Source organism: Streptomyces sp. (assembly GCF_031178505.1).
Lineage (GTDB): Bacteria > Actinomycetota > Actinomycetes > Streptomycetales > Streptomycetaceae > Streptomyces > Streptomyces gulbargensis.
Window position 1 is genome coordinate 1 of record NZ_JAPSIW010000088.1, and the last position, 14525, is coordinate 14525.

General features: G+C 72.0%; 13 protein-coding genes and 1 pseudogene. 8 read left to right on the forward strand and 6 right to left on the reverse strand.

Annotated features, from left to right (window positions below; all coding sequences use genetic code 11):
* The 3 genes and pseudogenes from RIF68_RS09490 to RIF68_RS09500 form a co-directional block, all read right to left on the reverse strand.
* Positions 1-665: pseudogene (locus RIF68_RS09490) on the reverse strand (Fe-S cluster assembly protein SufB); the annotation flags it as partial.
* Positions 662-1387, reverse strand: a complete 726-nt coding sequence (locus RIF68_RS09495) for a transcriptional regulator (protein ID WP_309050704.1) — start codon at positions 1385-1387, stop codon at positions 662-664. The gene RIF68_RS09495 and the pseudogene RIF68_RS09490, both read right to left, overlap by 4 nt.
* A gap of 103 nt (positions 1388-1490) precedes the next feature.
* Entirely contained in the window at positions 1491-2264 is a 774-nt protein-coding gene (locus tag RIF68_RS09500; RefSeq protein ID WP_309050705.1) for a DUF72 domain-containing protein, read from the reverse strand.
* Positions 2265-2390: 126 nt separating this feature from the next.
* Here RIF68_RS09500 and RIF68_RS09505 point away from each other — a divergent pair, with 126 nt between their 5' ends.
* The 3 genes from RIF68_RS09505 to RIF68_RS09515 all read left to right on the forward strand — a co-directional run bounded on the left by RIF68_RS09505 (position 2391) and on the right by RIF68_RS09515 (position 5123).
* Positions 2391-3326, forward strand: a complete 936-nt coding sequence (locus tag RIF68_RS09505; RefSeq protein WP_309050706.1) for an ABC transporter ATP-binding protein — start codon at positions 2391-2393, stop codon at positions 3324-3326.
* Positions 3323-4090 carry an ABC transporter permease gene (locus RIF68_RS09510; RefSeq protein ID WP_309050707.1) on the forward strand — a complete coding sequence of 256 codons (768 nt, stop codon included), beginning with the start codon at positions 3323-3325 and terminating at the stop codon, positions 4088-4090. The genes RIF68_RS09505 and RIF68_RS09510 overlap by 4 nt, the downstream gene beginning before the upstream one ends.
* A gap of 73 nt (positions 4091-4163) precedes the next feature.
* The gene (locus RIF68_RS09515) at positions 4164-5123 is read left to right on the forward strand and encodes a COX15/CtaA family protein (RefSeq protein ID WP_309050708.1); all 960 of its coding nucleotides are present in this window, start codon (positions 4164-4166) and stop codon (positions 5121-5123) included.
* 80 nt (positions 5124-5203) lie between these two features.
* On the opposite strand, the gene RIF68_RS09520 is transcribed toward RIF68_RS09515, so the two are convergent.
* From RIF68_RS09520 to RIF68_RS09530, 3 genes are all read right to left on the reverse strand, one after another.
* A complete protein-coding gene (locus RIF68_RS09520) occupies positions 5204-6283 on the reverse strand; it encodes an amidohydrolase (RefSeq protein ID WP_309050709.1) in 1080 nt (359 codons plus the stop codon).
* 149 nt (positions 6284-6432) lie between these two features.
* Positions 6433-6777 (reverse strand): hypothetical protein, encoded by a 345-nt coding sequence (locus RIF68_RS09525; protein ID WP_309050710.1) that lies wholly within the window; start codon positions 6775-6777, stop codon positions 6433-6435.
* A gap of 93 nt (positions 6778-6870) precedes the next feature.
* Complete coding sequence (locus RIF68_RS09530; RefSeq protein ID WP_309050711.1) at positions 6871-7824, reverse strand: heme o synthase; 954 nt, start codon at positions 7822-7824, stop codon at positions 6871-6873.
* A 410-nt stretch (positions 7825-8234) separates the two neighbouring features.
* On the opposite strand from RIF68_RS09530, the gene tkt reads away from it, so the two are divergent.
* The 5 genes from tkt to RIF68_RS09555 form a co-directional block, all read left to right on the forward strand.
* Positions 8235-10337: a transketolase gene (gene tkt, locus RIF68_RS09535; protein ID WP_309050712.1), complete on the forward strand. Its 2103-nt coding sequence runs from the start codon at positions 8235-8237 to the stop codon at positions 10335-10337.
* A 32-nt stretch (positions 10338-10369) separates the two neighbouring features.
* Positions 10370-11488, forward strand: coding sequence for a transaldolase (gene tal / locus RIF68_RS09540; protein ID WP_309050713.1), 1119 nt, complete (start codon positions 10370-10372; stop codon positions 11486-11488).
* Positions 11489-11493: 5 nt separating this feature from the next.
* Positions 11494-13026 (forward strand): glucose-6-phosphate dehydrogenase, encoded by a 1533-nt coding sequence (gene zwf / locus RIF68_RS09545; RefSeq protein ID WP_309050714.1) that lies wholly within the window; start codon positions 11494-11496, stop codon positions 13024-13026.
* On the forward strand, positions 13023-14129 hold the full coding sequence (gene opcA / locus RIF68_RS09550; RefSeq protein WP_309050715.1) for a glucose-6-phosphate dehydrogenase assembly protein OpcA: 1107 nt from the start codon (positions 13023-13025) through the stop codon (positions 14127-14129). Before zwf ends, opcA begins: the two co-directional genes overlap by 4 nt.
* Positions 14126-14525 (forward strand): 6-phosphogluconolactonase (locus tag RIF68_RS09555; RefSeq protein ID WP_309050716.1); only part of this gene is annotated, 400 nt, incomplete at its 3' end. The genes opcA and RIF68_RS09555, both read left to right, overlap by 4 nt.

Sequence of the window (14525 nt, forward strand, 5' to 3'; positions counted from 1 at the left end):
AGCGTCCGCTCGAACTGGCCCATGTTCTCCGTGTTGATGCGGAAGTAGGCCTGGAGCGGGATCTCGACGTGCACGCCCTTGGGGACGTAGATGAACGAGCCGCCGGACCACACGGCCGTGTTCAGCGAGGCGAACTTGTTGTCGCCGACCGGGATGACGGTGCCGAAGTACTCCCTGAAGAGTTCCTCGTGCTCCTTCAGCGCGGTGTCGGTGTCGACGAAGATGACGCCCTGCTCCTCCAGGTCCTCGCGGATCTGGTGGTAGACGACCTCGGACTCGTACTGGGCGGCGACACCGGCGACGAGACGCTGCTTCTCCGCCTCCGGGATGCCGAGCTTGTCGTACGTGTTCTTGATGTCCTCCGGGAGGTCCTCCCAGGACTCCGCCTGCTTCTCGGTGGACCGAACGAAGTACTTGATGTTGTCGAAGTCGATGCCCGACAGGTCGGAGCCCCACGTCGGCATGGGCTTCTTGCCGAACAGCTTCAGCCCCTTGAGACGCAGCTTCAGCATCCACTCGGGCTCGTTCTTCTTCGCGGAGATGTCGCGGACGACGTCCTCGCCCAGACCGCGCTTGGCGGCGGCACCGGCCGCGTCGGAGTCGGCCCAGCCGTACTCGTACCGACCCAGGCCCTCGAGCTCGGGGTGGCTGATCTCGGTGGTCATGCGGGGTTCCTCCCGGCCGTGCTTGCGGATGCTGTTTCGGTGGTCTGTGGGGCGCCGTGCGGGATGAACGTGGTACAGACGCCGTCACCATGCGCGATGGTGGCGAGACGCTGGACGTGCGTTCCCAGGAGGCGGGAGAAGATCTCCGTTTCCGCCTCGCACAGCTGGGGGTACTGCTCGGCGACGTGGGCGACCGGGCAGTGATGCTGGCAGAGCTGCTCGCCGACCGGCGCGTTCCGCGCGGTGGCAGCGTACCCGTCCGCCGTCAGGGCCTTGGCCAGCGCCTCGGTCCGGCGTTCGGGCGGGGCCGACTCCACGGCCTCGCGGTAGGACTCGGCCTGGGCCTCGATCCGGTCGCGGGCGAAGGCGGCGACGGCCGCCTCCCCTCCGGCGTTGCGCTCGATCCAGCGGAGCGCCTCGACGGCGAGGGAGTCGTACGACTGGTCGAACGCGTCCCGGCCGCAGTCGGTGAGCGCGAAGACCTTGGCGGGGCGGCCCCGGGCCCGGGTCCCGTAGACCCGCTTCTCACGGGGCTCGACGACCTTCTCGGCGACGAGCGCGTCGAGGTGCCGGCGGACGGCGGCCTGGGTGAGGCCGAGCCGCTCGGCCAGATCGGCGACGGTCGACGGCCCGTGGTCCAGGATCGAGCGCGCGACCCGGTTGCGCGTCGAACGCTCACGGGTCGCGAGTTCCTCCACGGGAGCCGCGCCTACGTTTTTCACAACGCCATTGTTGCGTAATTAATCCGGGGGTGACAAGCGAGGCCGGACGCGCCGACGGTGCTGTGCGTCACGCAGGTAAGGCTTACCTGACCTGCGGAAACGATCACTCCGTGCCGGGCGGGGAGGCCGCCGGGCGGGCCACCGGGCGGCCCGCGGCGGTCATCGCCCGGGTGAAGGAGACGGCGTTGCGGACGGCCCACCCGCCCGGGTCGTTGTTGAAGTACACGTACACGTCGGCCGCGTCCGACCAGCTCGCGGCCAGCCTGTCGGCCCAGCTCACGAGCGCCCGCCGGCCGTAGGCCGGCCACGGCCGCGCCCGTCCCTCGTGCAGCCGCAGGTAGCCCCAGCCTGCCGTCCGCCACAGCGGGGTGAGCGGCGTGGACCCCCGGTCCGCCCAGCACAGGGCGGCGCCACGGGCGGCGAGGACGGAGGCGGTCTCCTCGGTCCACCAGGTCTCGTGCCGGGGCTCGACCGCGACCCGGACCCAGGAGGGGAAGCGTGCCAGCACGGCGTCCAGGAGACCCGCGTCGGCGCGGAGCGTGGGCGGCAGCTGGAGGAGCACCGGCCCGAGCCGGTCGCCGAGGGCCTCCGCCCGGCCCAGCAGCCGCTCCACGGGTTCCTCGGGATCCTTGAGCCGTTTGACGTGGGTGAGGAACCGGCTGGCCTTCACGGCCATGAGGAACCCCTCGGGCGTGCGCGCGCGCCACTCGGCGAAGGTCCGGCGCTCGGGCAGCCGGTAGAAGGCGTTGTTGTTCTCCACGGTGGCGAACCGGCGCGCGTACTCCTCCAGCCAGAGCCGCTGGGGCAGGCCCTCCGGGTAGAGGACCCCGCGCCAGTCCCGGTACTGCCATCCGGAGGTACCGACGAACACGGGCATACGACAGCGGTTGCCCCGTTCGGCCCGGCTCACCCGGCGCGGACGCGGGCGGATCCGGAACCGACGGCCGTCCCCGGGCGGGCCCCGCGCCGAGACCGCCCCGCCGGGCTCTCTAGACTTCCCGGCATGCGAGAAAAGTCCGTCGACACCGCCGTCCGTGTGCGCGGCCTGGTCAAGCGGTACGGCAACAGGACCGCCGTCGACGGCCTCGACCTCGACGTGCGGACCGGCACCGTCACCGCCGTCCTCGGCCCCAACGGGGCCGGCAAGACCACCACCGTCGAGACCTGCGAGGGCTACCGCCGGGCCGACGCCGGCACCGTCCGCGTCCTCGGCCTCGACCCGGTCGCCGACGCCGCCGCCCTGCGCCCCCGCATCGGCGTCATGCTCCAGTCCGGCGGGGTCTACTCCGGTGCCCGCGCCGAGGAGATGCTCCGGCACATGGCGAAACTCCACGCCCATCCGCTGGACGTGGACGCCCTGATCGAGCGCCTGGGGCTCGGCTCCTGCGGGCGTACGGCCTACCGGCGCCTCTCCGGCGGCCAGCAGCAGCGCCTCGCCCTCGCCCTGGCCGTCGTCGGCCGCCCCGAACTGGTCTTCCTCGACGAGCCGACGGCCGGCCTGGACCCGCAGGCCCGCCGCGCCACCTGGGACCTCGTCCGGGAACTGCGCGCCGACGGCGTCACCACCGTGCTGACCACGCACTTCATGCAGGAGGCCGAGGAGCTCGCCGACGACGTCGCGATCGTCGACGCCGGCCGGGTCGTCGCCCAGGGCAGCCCCGAGGAGCTGTGCCGGGGCGGCGCCGAGAACACCCTGCGCTTCACCGGCCGCCCCGGCCTCGACCTCGGTTCGCTGCTCAAGGCGCTGCCCGACGGCACGGCCGCGGCGGAGCTCACCCCGGGCACGTACCGGATCAGCGGCGACGTGGACCCGCAGCTGCTCGCCACCGTCACCACCTGGTGCGCCCAGCACGGCGTCATGCCCGAGGGCATCGCGGTCGAGCGCCACACCCTCGAGGACGTCTTCATGGAGCTGACCGGCAAGGAGCTGCGCGGATGAGCACGGGAACCTACTCCCCGAGGCCCGGGGCGGCCCCGGTCGGCCGGATGATCGCCGCGCAGGCGGCCCTGGAGACCCGGATGCTGCTGCGCAACGGCGAGCAGCTGCTGCTCACCGTGGTCATCCCCTCGCTGCTGCTGGTCCTCTTCTCGACCGTCGACGTGGTCGACACGGGCGCCGAGAAGGCCGTCGACTTCCTCGCCCCGGGCGTCCTGGCCCTCGCCGTGATGTCCACCGCCTTCACGGGCCAGGCCATCGCGACCGGCTTCGAGCGCCGTTACGGGGTCCTGAAGCGGCTGGGCGCCTCCCCGCTCCCCCGCTGGGCCCTGATGACCGCCAAGACGCTGTCGGTGCTGGTCACCGAGGTTTTCCAGATCGCACTCCTCACGGTGATCGCGTTCGCGCTCGGCTGGTCCCCGCAGGGCGGTCCGCTCCCGGTGGCCCTGCTCCTGGTCCTCGGCACGGCCGCCTTCTCGGGCCTGGGCCTGCTCATGGCCGGCACGCTCCGGGCCGAGGCCACACTGGCCGCCGCCAACCTGGTCTTCCTGCTGCTCCTGGTCGGCGGAGGGGTGGTCGTCCCGCTGGAGAAGTTCCCCGACGCGGCCCGTGGAGTTCTGGAACTCCTGCCGATCTCGGCCCTCTCGGGCGGCCTCCGGGACGTGCTGCAGGGCGGGGCGGGCATGCCCTGGGGCGACGCGCTCGTCCTGGCCGTCTGGGCGGTCCTGGGGCTCGGCGCGGCGGCCCGGTTCTTCCGCTGGGAGTAACCGGATCGTTCCGTTCAGGTACTTTCGACCCCCTCGTGAAAGCGTGCACAAGCCCCGGCCTACGATAGGGCGCGTGCTGAACCCCCTCGCCTCCATCGCCCAGCGCTGGACCCCGTCCCCCCGGACGCTCCGGCGCGCAGCGCTCTCCGTCGTCGTGATGAGCGTGGTCATCATCGTCACGGGCGGCACGGTGCGGCTGACCGGTTCCGGTCTCGGCTGCGACACCTGGCCCAAGTGCACGGACGACAGCCTCTTCGCCACCCCCGAGCAGGGCCTCCACGGTGCCATCGAGTTCGGCAACCGCCTGCTGACGTACGTGCTGTCGGCGGCGGTCGGCTGGGCGATCGTCGCCGCCCGCTCCACCAAGCCGTGGCGGCGGGGGCTCACCCGGCTCGGCTGGGCCCAGTTCTGGGTCGTCGTGCTCAACGCGGTCCTCGGCGGCATCACCGTGCGCCTCGAACTGAACCCGTGGACGGTCGCGGCCCACTTCGTCGCCGCCAACCTGCTGCTCACCGTCGCGGTGATCACCTGGCAGCGCACCCACGAGGGCGACAGCGCGCCCCGCCCGCGCGTCCCGGGCCCGGTCCGCAAGCTGTCCTGGGCGATCACCGGCGTCTCCGCGCTGCTCATCGTCCTCGGCACCGGGGTGACCGGTTCCGGCAAGCACGCCGGTGACAGCAGCGAGGTCCCCCGTATGCCGTGGGACTGGACCGCCGCCGCGCACGTGCACGCCATCGCCGCCTGGGTGGTGTGCGCCCTCGCCGTCGCGATGTGGCTGGTGCTGCGGGTCGTCGACGCCCCGGACGACACCCGGGCCCGCGCCCGCGACCTGCTGCTGGTCCTCCTCGCCCAGGGGGCGATCGGCTACGTCCAGTACTTCACCGGCGTCCCCGAGCTGCTGGTCGGCCTGCACATGCTCGGCTCGTCCCTGATGTGGATCGCGGTGCTGCGGCTCGCCCTGAGCCTGCGCGAGCGCCCGGTCACGACCCCGGAGATCCCGGCCCAGGCCGACCCGGAGCCCGCCACCGTCTGAGCGCCGTCCGGGCGTACCGGACCGGCCGCGGCACGCCGAAGGCCCGCCACCCCCGACGGTGGCGGGCCTTCGGCGTGTCCTCAGGGCAGACGGTAGACACGGCGCGCGTTCTCCGAGGCCAGCATCGCGGCGACCCGCCGGGCGTCCGCCGGCGACCAGGCACCGTCCCCGACCCACTCCCCCAGCACCCTGCTGAGCGCCGAACGGAACGTGTGCGCGGCGACCACGTGCAGCTCCGGCAGCCCGTCGGCGCCGCTGGAGAACAGCAGCTTGCCGAACGGAGCGATCTCCAGGACCTCGGCGAGGACGGCGGCCGCGCGCGCCCCGGTGCGCGCGAGGGCCGGGCCGAGGTCGGCGTGGACGTGCGGGTGGATCCCGGCCAGCCGGGCCGCCGTGCGGTGGTGCGGGTACGCGTGCAGCAGCACCAGGTCGGTGCCGAGTCCGGCGGTGGCGGCGGCGAAGCCGGCGAGGCTCCCCGGGTCCCGGTCGCCGGTGTGCAGCTGGAGGGGGCGCCCGGTGGTGACGGCGACCCAGACCAGGTGGCGCAGCAGTACGGGACCGGCCGTCCGGTCACCGGCCCGGCGTGCCGCCAGGCACCGCCCGGCGGCACGGCGCACCTCGGCGGGGTCCGGCGGGCCGGGCAGGGCGGCGAGACCGCTGTGCGCGGCGGTCACGGAGGTGAAGGCGACGGCGCGGACGGCGGCGGCGTGGACGGCCTCGGCGAGGTTGGCGAGGAAGGCGTCGACGGTGCCCGAAGTGGCGGCGACCTCCTCGGCGAGGAGTTCCAGGCGGACGATCTCGTGGGCGGTGGCGGCGCCCGTGGCGGCCAGCTCGGCCGGCCCCGTGAGGTCGCCCTGGGGGCCGGTGTCGACGAGGTAGGTGGCGATGCCGGAGGAGCGCAGCAGCCGCCGGCCCGCCTCCAGGACGCCCAGCTCGCGGCGGCGGGCCAGGTAGCGGGCGGGCGGGCAGTGCGGTTCCAGGCCGAGCAGCGGCGGACACCAGCGGCGCACGGCGAAGCCGGTCTGGGTGTCGAAGAAGGTGGTGCCGGGGGCGGGTGGCGAGGCGCCCGCGCCGAGGCGGGCCTCGAAGGTGCCGAGGCCGAGCTCCGTACGGAGTGCGCCGTGGCAGTACTGGTCCACCAGGCTCGGTATGTCGATCATCTCGGGGGGGCTCCCTGCGTGGACGTGTCTGCACACGTCCTAACGGGTGAGCCCCGCGCGAGGTTGTCGCCTCCGGCGGCCGGCCCGCCCGGCACCGGTCCCGCGCGGCGGCGGATCAGGTGGTTCCGCGGGGGCGGCCGAACCGGGCGTCAGCGGTTGGAGGGGCCGCCGATCTGGATGCCCGCCATCCGGGTCCACTCGTACGGCCCGGTGACGACCTTGGCGGCGAACTCGCCGTCGAACTCCTCGTGGAGCGTCAGGCCGGCCTTCTCGGCGGCCTGCTGGGCGATCGCGTAGGTGGGCGCGACGAGGTCGCCCCAGCCGCCGTCCTCGCCGACGAGGACGATCCGGGTGCCGGCCTGGCCGATGTGGGCGAGCTGCCCCTCGGCGCCGCCGTGCTCCGCGGCGAAGGCCCGGATCTCCTTGGCGAGCTTGGCCGCCTTGCGGTCCGACTGCTTCGTGACCGTCGTCGTCTCTGCCGTGGTGTCTGCCATGACAAGGATGCTACCGAGCGGTAGATCGACTGACGACGGCCGGGCCACGTGGGACAGCCCACACGGCCCGGCCGTCGCCGGAGTCCTCGGTGCCTACCGCAGGAAGGGGTCCACCGCGACCGCCACGAACAGCAGCGAGACGTAGGTGATGGACCAGTGGAAGAGGCGCATCTCCTTCAGCTTGGCGCCGCTGACCTCGGCCTTGGCCCGGTTGAGGAGCCCGTGGGCCTCCCAGAGCCACCAGCCGCCGGTCACGAGCGCCACGGCCGTGTAGAACCAGCCGGTGTAGCCCAGCGGGGTGAGCAGCAGCGAGACGGCCACCATGACCCAGCTGTAGGCGACGATCTGGCGGGCGACGACCTTGTTGGAGGCGAGGACCGGCAGCATGGGCACGCCCACGCGCGCGTAGTCCTCCTTCACCTTCATGGACAGCGGCCAGTAGTGCGGCGGCGTCCAGAAGAAGATCACCAGGAAGAGGACGACGGCGGCCCAGGACATCGAGTCGGTGACGGACGACCAGCCGATGAGGACCGGCATGCAGCCGGCGATGCCGCCCCAGACGATGTTCTGCGCGGTGCGCCGCTTCAGGATCATCGTGTAGACGACCACGTAGAAGAGGAGCGCGCCGAGCGAGAGCCAGGCGGAGAGCCAGTTGACCAGCAGGCCGAACCAGAGGGTGGAGACCACGGCGAGGGTGAGGCCGAAGACCAGACCCTCGCGCGGGGACACCATTCCGGTGACCAGCGGACGCTGGGCCGTACGGTCCATGAGCGCGTCGATGTCGCGGTCGATGTACATGTTCAGCGCGTTGGCGCCGCCCGCGGAGAGGTAGCCGCCGAAGCAGGTGGCGAGGACCAGCCACAGGTTCGGGACACCCTGCTCGGCGAGGAACATCACCGGAACGGTGGTGATGAGCAGCAGCTCGATGATCCGCGGCTTCGTCAGCGCCACGAATGCCTTGACGCGGGCCCCGAACGGCCGATGGCCCCCCGGGCTGGGAGTCAAGACGACCCCTGCGGGTCGGGACTCGACGGCCGTCACGCACACCCCTGACAGAGAAATCCCAGCAAGCTCCCCGGATGAAGGCGGGGTGAAACTTGCGCGTACCACGCCACTGTAGACGTTGCCCAGACGCCGATCTTCGCGGGGGTGGGGTCGTGTTGGGCCGCCCCGCCCCCGGACACCGGACCTCCCCCGGGCGCGCGGCCCGGCGGCTGCCCGCCGCCACGCCGTCCCACCTGGTGGACAGGGTTTCGATGACGACTCGGTGACGACTCGGACCCGGTCGGCGGACCGCTCGGGAGGCGAAGTCCCACCGTCGGCGGCAGTCTGGCTCTGTCCGCTCATTTGAGGGGCATGACCCCGAAAAGAGGGGGCTTTCTCGGGGGTAGGCTCGACAACACCGGTGCACCCTCCGTGACCGGCTTCCGACTTGTGGAGAGGAGCCCTGACCCAGGGTGAGCACTCAGCCGACCACCACAGACCTCGAGTGGACCGAATTGGACCAGCGGGCCGTCGACACCGCCCGCGTCCTGGCCGCGGACGCCGTACAGAAGGTCGGCAACGGCCATCCCGGTACGGCGATGAGCCTCGCGCCCGCCGCGTACACCCTCTTCCAGAAGGTGATGCGGCACGACCCCTCCGACCCCGAGTGGGTCGGGCGCGACCGGTTCGTCCTCTCCGCGGGCCACTCGTCCCTGACCCTCTACACCCAGCTGTACCTGGGTGGATTCGGTCTCGAACTGGACGACCTGAAGTCCTTCCGCACCTGGGGCTCGAAGACCCCGGGTCACCCCGAGTACGGCCACACCGCCGGCGTGGAGACCACCACGGGCCCGCTGGGCCAGGGTGTCGCCAACGCCGTGGGCATGGCGATGGCCGCCCGCTACGAGCGCGGTCTGTTCGACCCGGAGGCCGCCCCCGGCACCTCCCCGTTCGACCACCGCGTCTACGTGATCGCCGGTGACGGCTGCCTCCAGGAGGGCATCTCCGCCGAGGCGTCCTCGCTGGCCGGCCACCAGAAGCTCGGCAACCTGATCATGCTGTGGGACGACAACCACATCTCGATCGAGGGCGACACCGAGACCGCCGTGTCCGAGGACACGATGAAGCGGTACGAGGCGTACGGCTGGCACGTCCAGCGCGTCGAGCCCAAGGCCGACGGCGACCTGGACCCGGCCGCCCTCTTCGCGGCGATCAGGGCCGCGGAGGCGGAGACCGAGCGCCCGTCGTTCATCGCGATGCGCTCGATCATCGCCTGGCCCGCCCCGAACGCGCAGAACACCGAGGCCGCGCACGGCTCGGCGCTCGGCGACGAGGAGGTCGCGGCCACCAAGCGCGTCCTGGGCTTCGACCCGGAGAAGACCTTCGAGGTCTCCGACGAGGTCATCGCGCACACCCGGGGCCTCGGTGACCGCGGCCGCGAGGCCCGCGCCGCCTGGGAGAAGTCGCTCGCGGAGTGGCGTACGGCCAACCCGGAGCGGGCGGCCCTGTTCGACCGCGTCCAGGCGAACGAGCTGCCGGCCGGCTGGGCGGAGAAGATCCCGGTCTTCGAGCCCGGCAAGAGCGTCGCGACCCGCGCCGCCTCCGGCAAGGTGCTCCAGGCGCTCGGCTCGGTCATCCCCGAGCTGTGGGGCGGCTCCGCCGACCTGGCCGGCTCGAACAACACGACGATCGACAAGGGCTCGTCCTTCCTGCCGGCGGGCAACCCGCTGCCGGAGGCCGACCCGTACGGCCGCACGATCCACTTCGGCATCCGCGAGCACGCCATGGCCGCGGAGATGAACGGCATCGCGCTGCACGGCAACACGCGCATCTACGGCGGCACCTTCCTGGTGTTCTCCGACTACATGCGCAACGCCGTGCGCCTCTCGGCGCTGATGCACCTGCCGGTGACGTACGTGTGGACGCACGACTCGATCGGTCTCGGCGAGGACGGCCCGACCCACCAGCCGGTGGAGCACCTGGCCTCGCTGCGCGCCATCCCGGGCCTGAACCTGGTCCGGCCGGCCGACGCCAACGAGACGGCCATCGCCTGGCGCGAGATCATGCTGCGCCACACCAAGGTCTTCGGCAAGGGCGCCCCGCACGGTCTGGCCCTCACCCGCCAGGGCGTGCCGACCTACGCGCCGAACGAGGCCGCGGCCAAGGGCGGCTACGTGCTGTTCGACGCCGAAGGGCCCTCCGGGCAGAGCGCCGCGGCCGAGGTCGTCCTCATCGCGACCGGTTCCGAGGTGCACCTGGCCGTGGAGGCCCGGGAGCAGCTGCAGGCGGCCGGTGTGCCGACCCGTGTGGTGTCGATGCCGTCGGTGGAATGGTTCGAGGAGCAGGACCAGGAGTACAAGGACTCCGTGCTGCCGCCGTCGGTCAGGGCCCGGGTCGCGGTCGAGGCCGGTGTCGGACTGACGTGGCACAAGTACGTGGGCGACGCCGGCCGGATCGTCTCGCTGGAGCACTTCGGTGCCTCGGCGGACGCGAAGGTCCTGTTCCGCGAGTTCGGGTTCACCCCGGAGGCGATCGTCGCCGCCGCGCGGGAATCCCTGGACGCCGCGGCGCGCTGACGCCCTTAGATACGACTTTTGGAGAACCTCTCATGACAGACGCTCTCAAGCGCCTCTCCGACGAAGGCGTCGCGATCTGGCTCGACGACCTCTCGCGCCAGCGGATCACCTCCGGCAACCTGGCCGAGCTCATCGACCAGAACCACGTGGTGGGTGTGACCACCAACCCGTCCATCTTCCAGAAGGCCATCTCCGAGGGCCACGGCTACGACCAGCAGGTGGCCGACCTGGCCGCCCGCCGGGTGACCGTGGAAGAGGCCATCCGCATGATCACGACGGCGGACGTCCGCGACGCCGCCGACATCCTGCGGCCGGTCTTCGACGCCACCGACGGCCAGGACGGCCGGGTCTCCATCGAGGTGGACCCGCGCCTGGCCCACGACACGGCGGCCACCGTCGCCGAGGCGAAGCAGCTGGCCTGGCTGGTGGACCGTCCCAACACCCTGATCAAGATCCCGGCGACGCAGGCGGGTCTGCCGGCGATCACCGAGGTCATCGGCCTCGGCATCAGCGTCAACGTGACGCTGATCTTCTCGCTCGAGCGCTACCGCGCGGTCATGGACGCCTACCTGGCCGGTCTGGAGAAGGCCCGCGAGCGCGGCCTGGACCTCTCCACGATCCACTCGGTGGCCTCCTTCTTCGTCTCCCGCGTGGACACGGAGATCGACAAGCGCCTGGACGGCATCGGCACCGACGAGGCCAAGGCGCTCAAGGGCAAGGCCGCCCTGGCCAACGCCCGCCTGGCCTACGAGGCGTACGAGGAGGTCTTCTCCTCCGAGCGCTGGGCCGCCCTGGACAAGGCGCAGGCCAACAAGCAGCGTCCGCTGTGGGCCTCGACCGGCGTCAAGGACCCCGCGTACAAGGACACCCTGTACGTCGTGGACCTGGTCGCCCCGGGCACGGTCAACACCATGCCCGAGGCCACCCTGGAGGCCACCGCCGACCACGGCGAGGTCACCGGTGACACGATCCGTGGCACGTACGACGCGTCCCGCGAGGTCCTGGAGGCCGTCGCGAAGCTGGGCATCGGCTACGACGAGGTCGTCCAGCTCCTCGAGGACGAGGGCGTCCAGAAGTTCGAGGCGTCCTGGAACGACCTGCTCAAGTCCACCGAGGCGGAGCTGAAGCGCCTCGCACCTTCGGAGGCGTAAGCACCTTGAGCGCTGTCCACGGAGCCAACCCGCTCCGTGACGCCGCAGACCGACGGCTCCCGCGCATCGCGGGGCCGTCGGGTCTGGTGATCTTCGGCGTCACGGGCGATTTGTCCCGTAAGAAGCTGATGCCCGCCGTCTACGACCTGGCCAACCGCGGCCTGCTGCCGCCGGGCTTCTCGCTCATCGGCTTCGCCCGCCGCGAGTGGCAGGACGAGGACTTCGCGCAGGAGGTCTACGAGGCCGTCAAGCAGCACGCGCGCACCCCGTTCCGCGAGGAGGTGTGGCAGCAGCTGATCCAGGGGATGCGTTTCGTCCAGGGCGACTTCGACGACGACGACGCCTTCGACCAGCTCAAGACCACGATCGAGGAGCTGGACAAGGCGCAGGGGACGGGCGGCAACTTCGCCTTCTACCTCTCCGTGCCGCCGAAGTTCTTCCCGCTGGTCGTGCAGCAGCTGAAGAAGCACGGCCTGGCCGACCAGAAGAACGGTTCCTGGCGCCGCGCGGTCATCGAGAAGCCCTTCGGCCACGACCTGGCCTCCGCCAAGGAGCTCAACGAGGTCGTCCACGAGGTCTTCCCGCCCGAGGCGGTCTTCCGCATCGACCACTACCTCGGCAAGGAGACCGTCCAGAACATCCTGGCGCTCCGCTTCGCCAACACCCTCTTCGAGCCGATCTGGAACCGGTCGTACGTCGACCACGTGCAGATCACCATGGCCGAGGACATCGGCATCGGCGGCCGGGCCGGCTACTACGACGGCATCGGCGCCGCCCGCGACGTCATCCAGAACCACCTGCTCCAGCTGCTCGCGCTGACCGCGATGGAGGAGCCCGCCTCCTTCGACGCCGACGCGCTCGCCGCCGAGAAGACCAAGGTCCTCGGCGCGGTGAAGCTGCCGAAGGACCTGGGCAAGAGCACGGTGCGCGGGCAGTACGCGGCCGGGTGGCAGGGCGGCGAGAAGGCCGTCGGCTACCTCCAGGAAGAGGGCATCAACCCGGAGTCGAAGACCGACACCTACGCGGCCGTCAAGCTGGAGATCGACAACCGCCGCTGGGCGGGCGTCCCCTTCTACCTGCGGACGGGCAAGCGTCTGGGCCGCCGGGTCACCGAGATCGCGGTCGTCTTCCAGCGCGCCCCGCACTCCCCCTTCGACCACACCGCGACCGAGGAGCTCGGCCGCAACGCCATCGTGATCCGGGTCCAGCCGGACGAGGGCGTCACGGTGCGGTTCGGCTCGAAGGTGCCGGGTACGCAGATGGAGATCCGGGACGTCTCGATGGACTTCGCCTACGGCGAGTCGTTCACGGAGTCCAGCCCGGAGGCGTACGAGCGGCTCATCCTCGACGTCCTGCTCGGCGATTCCAACCTCTTCCCGCGGGTCGAGGAGGTCGAGCTGTCCTGGAAGATCCTCGACCCGATCGAGCAGTTCTGGGACACGCACGGCAAGCCCGCGCAGTACCAGTCCGGGACCTGGGGTCCGGTCGAGGCGGACGAGATGCTCGCACGAGACGGACGGAGCTGGCGCCGGCCATGAAGACCGACCTGACGGACACCACGTCCTCCAAGATCAACAAGGCGCTGGTGCTCGGGCGGCGGGCCATCGGCACCCCGGCCGTCGGCATGGTGCTCACCCTCGTCATCGTCACCGACGAGGAGAACGCCTACGACGCGCTGAAGGCGGCCAACGAGGCGTCCCGTGAGCACCCCTCGCGGACCCTCGTCGTCATCAAGCGGGTCTCGCGGTCACCGCGGGACCGGGCCAAGACGCGGCTCGACGCCGAGGTCCGCCTCGGCGCCGACGCGAGCACCGGGGAGACGGTGGTCCTCCGGCTGTACGGCGAGGTCGTCGACCACGCCCAGTCGGTGGTCCTTCCGCTGCTCCTGCCCGACGCGCCCGTGGTCGTCTGGTGGCCGGTCAACGCACCGGCCGACCCGGCGAACGACCCGCTGGGCGCGCTCGCCCAGCGCCGGGTCACGGACACCTACGCCGCCGAGCAGCCCATCCAGGAGCTCATAGGCCGGGCCGAGACCTACACCCCGGGCGACACGGATCTGTCGTGGACCCGGATCACCCCGTGGCGCTCCATGCTGGCCGCCGCGCTCGACCAGGTCGCGTGCGAGGTCACCTCGGCCGAGGTCGAGGGCGAGGAGTTCAACCCGAGTGTCGAGCTGCTCGCGATGTGGGTGGCCGAACGGCTGAAGGTGCCGGTACGGCGCTCGAAGTCGGCGGGGCCCGGTCTCACCTCCGTACGGCTGGAGACCAGCGCGGGCCCGATCGTGCTGGACCGGGCGGACGGCTCGCTCGCCACGCTCTCCATCCAGGGCCAGCCCGACCGGGGCGTGGCGCTCAAGCGCCGGGAGACGGCCGAGCTGATCGCCGAGGAGCTGCGCCGGCTCGACCCGGACGACACCTACGCGGCGGCGCTCCGGTTCGGTCTGGAGCGGCTCGACGAGCGGGCGGCGACCACCGCGCCCGAACCGGCCGCCCCGGCGGAACCGGCGCGCAGCGCGGAGCCCGCCCCCGCCCCGGCGGAGGACGCCGGGACGGACGGGGCCACCGAGGCGGACGGGGCCGCCGAGCCCGCGCCGAAGGCCGCCGCCAAGAAGGCCCCGGCCAGGAAGGCGGCGGCCAAGTGACCGCCCCCCGGCTGGTCGTGCACCGCGACAAGGAGCTGATGGCCCAGGCCACCGCGGCCCGGCTCATCACCCGGATCGTGGACGCGCAGGCGACGCGCGGGACGGCCTCGGTCGTGCTGACCGGCGGCCGGAACGGCAACGGCCTGCTCGCGGCGCTCGGTTCGGCGCCCGCCCGGGACGCGATCGACTGGTCGCGGCTCGACCTGTGGTGGGGCGACGAGCGGTTCCTGCCCGAGGGCGACCCCGAGCGGAACGTGACCCAGGCCCGGGAGGCGCTGCTCGACCGGGTGCCGCTGGACCCTGCGCGGGTGCACGCGATGCCCGCCTCGGACGGTCCTCACGGTGACGACGCCGACGCGGCAGCCGCCGCGTACGCGGCCGAGCTGGCCGCCGCCG

Coding starts and splice junctions, on each gene's coding strand:
- RIF68_RS09500 (WP_309050705.1), bottom strand. CDS start 2,264: ATGCCCGTGTTCGTCGGTACCTCCGGATGGCAGTACCGGGACTGGCGC.
- RIF68_RS09505 (WP_309050706.1), top strand. CDS start 2,391: ATGCGAGAAAAGTCCGTCGACACCGCCGTCCGTGTGCGCGGCCTGGTC.
- RIF68_RS09510 (WP_309050707.1), top strand. CDS start 3,323: ATGAGCACGGGAACCTACTCCCCGAGGCCCGGGGCGGCCCCGGTCGGC.
- RIF68_RS09520 (WP_309050709.1), bottom strand. CDS start 6,283: ATGATCGACATACCGAGCCTGGTGGACCAGTACTGCCACGGCGCACTC.
- RIF68_RS09525 (WP_309050710.1), bottom strand. CDS start 6,777: ATGGCAGACACCACGGCAGAGACGACGACGGTCACGAAGCAGTCGGAC.
- tal (WP_309050713.1), top strand. CDS start 10,370: ATGACAGACGCTCTCAAGCGCCTCTCCGACGAAGGCGTCGCGATCTGG.
- opcA (WP_309050715.1), top strand. CDS start 13,023: ATGAAGACCGACCTGACGGACACCACGTCCTCCAAGATCAACAAGGCG.